Origin of the sequence: Marinobacter sp. ELB17 (assembly GCF_000169375.1) — a bacterium.
Taxonomy (GTDB): Bacteria; Pseudomonadota; Gammaproteobacteria; order Pseudomonadales; family Oleiphilaceae; genus Marinobacter.
Map to the genome: position 1 here is coordinate 1 of NZ_AAXY01000063.1, position 3,790 is coordinate 3,790.

Sequence of the window (3,790 nt, forward strand, 5' to 3'; positions counted from 1 at the left end):
TCCCCTTCCCCTCACCCCTACTCTTGGTAAATCATCTTGCGCACCATGCCGCCATCCACCACGATGTTTTGCCCAGTGATGAAACTGGCTTGAGGGGAGATCAAATAATGCACCATCGCCGCAATGTCGTCGGGTTTACCGACCCTGCCTGCGGGATGCTGGGCGTGGTCCCGTGCGCTTAAGGGCGCGGGCTCCTGGCCTGCCTCCGGCTCGCGGGTATCGATCCACCCCGGGCTGATGCAGTTGACTCGCACCTCCGGCCCCAGGCTGATGGCAAGGGCGTGGGTCAGGGCTACAAGTCCGCCCTTGGTGGCAGCGTAGGCTTCGGTATTGGCTTCAGACTGCATAGCCCGCGTGGAGGCAATGTTGATGATAGCTCCCCGGGTAAGGCGCAGGTATGGTACTGAGTGTTTCGCCATTAGAAAGGGACCGGTCAGGTTTACATCCAGTCGTTTCTGCCAATCCGCCAACGACAGATCTTCCACCGCGCCGGTCACGGGATCGGCCAAGCCGGCGTTGTTCACCAGCGCATCCAGCCTACTTCCCCAGCTTATAAGCTGACGCAACGCCAACTTGACGTCGCCCTCATCTGCCACATTGCAGCGCACGTAAAGCAGGTTGGCGGGATCCCCAAACGCTGCGACAATCTCATTCGCGGCAATGTCATCCAGATCGAAAAAAGCGACACGCCAATTCTGCTTCAGCAGGTACGCCGCTATGCCCCGGCCAATGCCATGAGCTCCACCGGTCACCAGGGCCACTTTGCGATCATCAGACATAGACCAGAATCCTTGATAAACATAAACGGAATACACTGGCAGGGGATAATAGATCTGTCCAGTTCACGTCCAGTTGATTACTGCATTTTTGTAAAACAGCCGGAGAACCAAGAAAACCAGGAAAGAAATTCAAACGTATTAATCGACGTAGTTGTGGTTACGGGCCGAAGGGATCTTGTTGCTGGGGAATATTGACTTGAGAAGAAAGTGGCGGTGGGTCAGGGATTCGAACCCCGGGAAGGCTATTAACCTTCGGCGGTTTTCAAGACCGCTGCATTAAACCACTCTGCCAACCCACCATATTTTTCCACTGCTGCCTAACGACAGCCGGGGGAATCATACCGGAATTCTTATCTCTGTCAACGCTCTGCACGAAATTCAGCGCTAGAAACTGAAAAAACCAACTCCAAGGTGAAGCCAGAGCTACGACAGAGCTAAGCCAGATCGACGACAGAGTTAAACAATAGTTAAGCAAGAGTTACGTCAACTTAATGAAATTTTTCAAGCTTGCGATTGTCACAGTAGTTACCGAAAAACCGGACAAAATTAACCGTTTAATGATTGAAAGTTGTGAAAACGACATTATTATAGACTACAGTATATTACCTTTTGAGATAGCATCTGACCAGTTTGAGCAGCACACAGTTGGTTTAGCTTGAATAGCACACAGTTGGTTTAGAAAGCACCCAGTCGCTTTAAACGGAGATAACAATGGAAAACAGACAGTACAACGTTCAGCAGAGTGCTAGCGACAAGATTGCCCGCGGGTCCGCGACCGCACCTATCAGTGCTTCAGCGACCAAGGTTCTGCGCAACACGTACACCCTGCTTGCAATGACGCTGGCATTCAGTGCAGTTATGGCGGCTGTTGCAATGTCGGTCGGCCTGGGCCGGGGCACAAGCCTGATGTGTAGCCTGGGCGCTATTGCTCTGGTTTGGTTTGTATTGCCACGTACCGCCAACAGCTCTGCCGGTATTGCCGTGGTGTTCGCATTCACCGGCCTGCTGGGTCTTTCACTAGGCCCGATTCTGCTTCACTACCTTCAGTTCGCCAACGGCGGGCAGATTATCACCCAGGCTCTTGGCGGAACCGCTCTGGTGTTCTTTGCGCTTTCTGGCTACGTTCTGACCACAAAAAAAGACTTCAGCTTCATGCGCGGCATGCTGGTTGCGGGCTTGGTTGTGGTACTGATTGCGGCCGTAGGTGGCATAGTGGCCAGTATGTTTGGAGTTGAGATAACGGCCTTCAGCCTCGCTCTCAGTGCTGCTATCGTGCTGCTGATGTCAGGCTTCATTCTGTACGACACAAGTCGTATCGTTAACGGTGGTGAAACCAACTACATCATGGCAACCACCGGGTTATACCTGAACATCTACAACCTGTTTTTGGCCTTGCTGCACCTGCTGGGTGCGTTCGGTGGTAACGACTGATTTAATCGGACGTTAACGTAACCCGAAGCCCCGGCACTTGTCGGGGTTTTTGCTATCAGACAAGATTCCAAACCATGGCTGACATTTCTCTGCAAACCTACACACTGGTAATAACCGGAGCTCCCTACTCATCCCAGGCCCCTCAAACCGCGCTGGACTTTGCCCGTGCCGCCGTTACCGCAGGCCACCAGATTGACCGTGTCTTTCTCTACGGCGATGGCGTTCACATTGCCTCGGCCCTGATATGCCCGCCCTCTGACGAGCCCCACTGGCCTCGGCTATGGTCTGAGTTCCTGGCGGAGCACCAGATCCCAGCCGTAGCCTGTGTCGCCTCGGCCCTACGCCGTGGCCTCATCGACAGCGGCGAGCAAAAACGTTACGAGTTATCCGCACACAACGTAAGGGCGCCGTTTGAAATCGCCGGACTGGGCGAATGGGTGGAAGCCGGCACTTGCAGTAAAGTTATCTATTTCCACAGCGGGGCTTGATCATGACTGTGTTAATTGTAATTGACCAAGCGCCTTATGGCAGTTGGAGCGGGCGCGAAGGCCTGGATATGGCGTTCTCTCTTGCGGCTTTTGACCAAAGCTGCGCTCTGCTGTTCAGCGGTGCCGGTGTGAACTGGCTTCGCGCCGGACAGCAACCCGACGGCCTTGGCCAAAAGTCCGTGGCACAAAATCTGGGCGCGGCGGCCATTTTTGGCGTTGAAGCTCTGTATGCCGATGTCCAGGCTTGCCAACGCTATGGCCTGGCGAATGACGCTATAATTGCTGGCGTAACCCTGATAGCACCTGACCAGACGTTCATGACGGGCTTCGAAAAAGTGACGTTCGCCGGCTGACTAACGGCGACCAACACCGACCCCGTTCGCAAGTTGATAAACCGCCTGTTAGGGCGAAAACCATTGGACCACCTTATGAGCCAGTCTGTTGCAGACTTACCCGCCCACATTCACACCCTGCACATACTGAACAAAACCGCGGAGCATCCCAGGGCTGCACAGTGCATTGCAACGCTGGCCACCGCAGACACGGTGCTGCTGATTGAAAACGCGGTGTTAAGCGCGCCTGAAGTTGCTGTTGCGGCGCCCTGCCCGGTGTTCATGCTGGCCGCCGACGCCCGCGCCCGTGGCCTGATTGCCAAATCCGGGGCGGGCACCGACGCGACAGGAGCTACACCACAGATAGGCTACGAGCAAATGGTGCAATTAAGCGCTCTGGCCACACGCATCATCAGCTGGTGAAATCATGATCAACACGGCAACACGTAACAATGAAGGTTTTCTGGAAGATGCCCACAGCTGGACTCTGCAGATCGCTGAACAAATAGCCGCCGATAACGGTCTGGAACTGTCGCCGGCCCATTGGGAAATTGTGCAGTTTTTAAGGGGTTTTTATCAGCAGCACGCTATGTCACCGCCCTCAAACCGGCTATTTGTGAAGGCGGTAAAAGAAGCTCTGGGTGAAGACAAAGGCAACAGCATTTACCTTATGCAGCTGTTCCCTGGCACTCCGGCTAAAAGCGCCTGCCGCGTTGCGGGTTTGCCAAGGCCCACCAATTGTTTGTAGCGGGTCAGACAA

General features: G+C 54.4%; 7 protein-coding genes and 1 tRNA gene. 6 read left to right on the forward strand and 2 right to left on the reverse strand.

Annotated features, from left to right (window positions below; all coding sequences use genetic code 11):
• Positions 1-17 precede the first annotated feature (17 nt).
• Positions 18-779: an SDR family oxidoreductase gene (locus MELB17_RS22895; protein WP_007352724.1), complete on the reverse strand. Its 762-nt coding sequence runs from the start codon at positions 777-779 to the stop codon at positions 18-20.
• 208 nt (positions 780-987) lie between these two features.
• Positions 988-1,078, reverse strand: a tRNA-Ser gene (locus tag MELB17_RS22900).
• A 192-nt stretch (positions 1,079-1,270) separates the two neighbouring features.
• Between MELB17_RS22900 and MELB17_RS24850 the strand changes: the two genes are divergently transcribed.
• The 6 genes from MELB17_RS24850 to MELB17_RS22925 all read left to right on the forward strand — a co-directional run bounded on the left by MELB17_RS24850 (position 1,271) and on the right by MELB17_RS22925 (position 3,778).
• Positions 1,271-1,438, forward strand: coding sequence for a hypothetical protein (locus MELB17_RS24850; RefSeq protein ID WP_007352725.1), 168 nt, complete (start codon positions 1,271-1,273; stop codon positions 1,436-1,438).
• A 52-nt stretch (positions 1,439-1,490) separates the two neighbouring features.
• Positions 1,491-2,210 (forward strand): Bax inhibitor-1/YccA family protein, encoded by a 720-nt coding sequence (locus tag MELB17_RS22905; protein WP_007352726.1) that lies wholly within the window; start codon positions 1,491-1,493, stop codon positions 2,208-2,210.
• A 74-nt stretch (positions 2,211-2,284) separates the two neighbouring features.
• The gene (gene tusD, locus MELB17_RS22910) at positions 2,285-2,698 is read left to right on the forward strand and encodes a sulfurtransferase complex subunit TusD (protein ID WP_007352727.1); all 414 of its coding nucleotides are present in this window, start codon (positions 2,285-2,287) and stop codon (positions 2,696-2,698) included.
• Positions 2,699-2,700: 2 nt separating this feature from the next.
• Positions 2,701-3,051: a DsrE family protein gene (locus tag MELB17_RS22915; protein ID WP_007352728.1), complete on the forward strand. Its 351-nt coding sequence runs from the start codon at positions 2,701-2,703 to the stop codon at positions 3,049-3,051.
• A gap of 75 nt (positions 3,052-3,126) precedes the next feature.
• Positions 3,127-3,453 (forward strand): DsrH/TusB family sulfur relay protein, encoded by a 327-nt coding sequence (locus MELB17_RS22920; protein WP_227499021.1) that lies wholly within the window; start codon positions 3,127-3,129, stop codon positions 3,451-3,453.
• 4 nt (positions 3,454-3,457) lie between these two features.
• Positions 3,458-3,778 carry a TusE/DsrC/DsvC family sulfur relay protein gene (locus tag MELB17_RS22925; RefSeq protein WP_007352730.1) on the forward strand — a complete coding sequence of 107 codons (321 nt, stop codon included), beginning with the start codon at positions 3,458-3,460 and terminating at the stop codon, positions 3,776-3,778.
• Positions 3,779-3,790: the final 12 nt, after the last annotated feature.

What these genes read in the sequence shown, in the direction of transcription:
- MELB17_RS22895 (WP_007352724.1), bottom strand. Translation starts at nt 779, where the DNA reads ATGTCTGATGATCGCAAAGTGGCCCTGGTGACCGGTGGAGCTCATGGC.
- MELB17_RS24850 (WP_007352725.1), top strand. Translation starts at nt 1,271, where the DNA reads ATGAAATTTTTCAAGCTTGCGATTGTCACAGTAGTTACCGAAAAACCG.
- MELB17_RS22905 (WP_007352726.1), top strand. Translation starts at nt 1,491, where the DNA reads ATGGAAAACAGACAGTACAACGTTCAGCAGAGTGCTAGCGACAAGATT.
- tusD (WP_007352727.1), top strand. Translation starts at nt 2,285, where the DNA reads ATGGCTGACATTTCTCTGCAAACCTACACACTGGTAATAACCGGAGCT.
- MELB17_RS22915 (WP_007352728.1), top strand. Translation starts at nt 2,701, where the DNA reads ATGACTGTGTTAATTGTAATTGACCAAGCGCCTTATGGCAGTTGGAGC.
- MELB17_RS22920 (WP_227499021.1), top strand. Translation starts at nt 3,127, where the DNA reads ATGAGCCAGTCTGTTGCAGACTTACCCGCCCACATTCACACCCTGCAC.
- MELB17_RS22925 (WP_007352730.1), top strand. Translation starts at nt 3,458, where the DNA reads ATGATCAACACGGCAACACGTAACAATGAAGGTTTTCTGGAAGATGCC.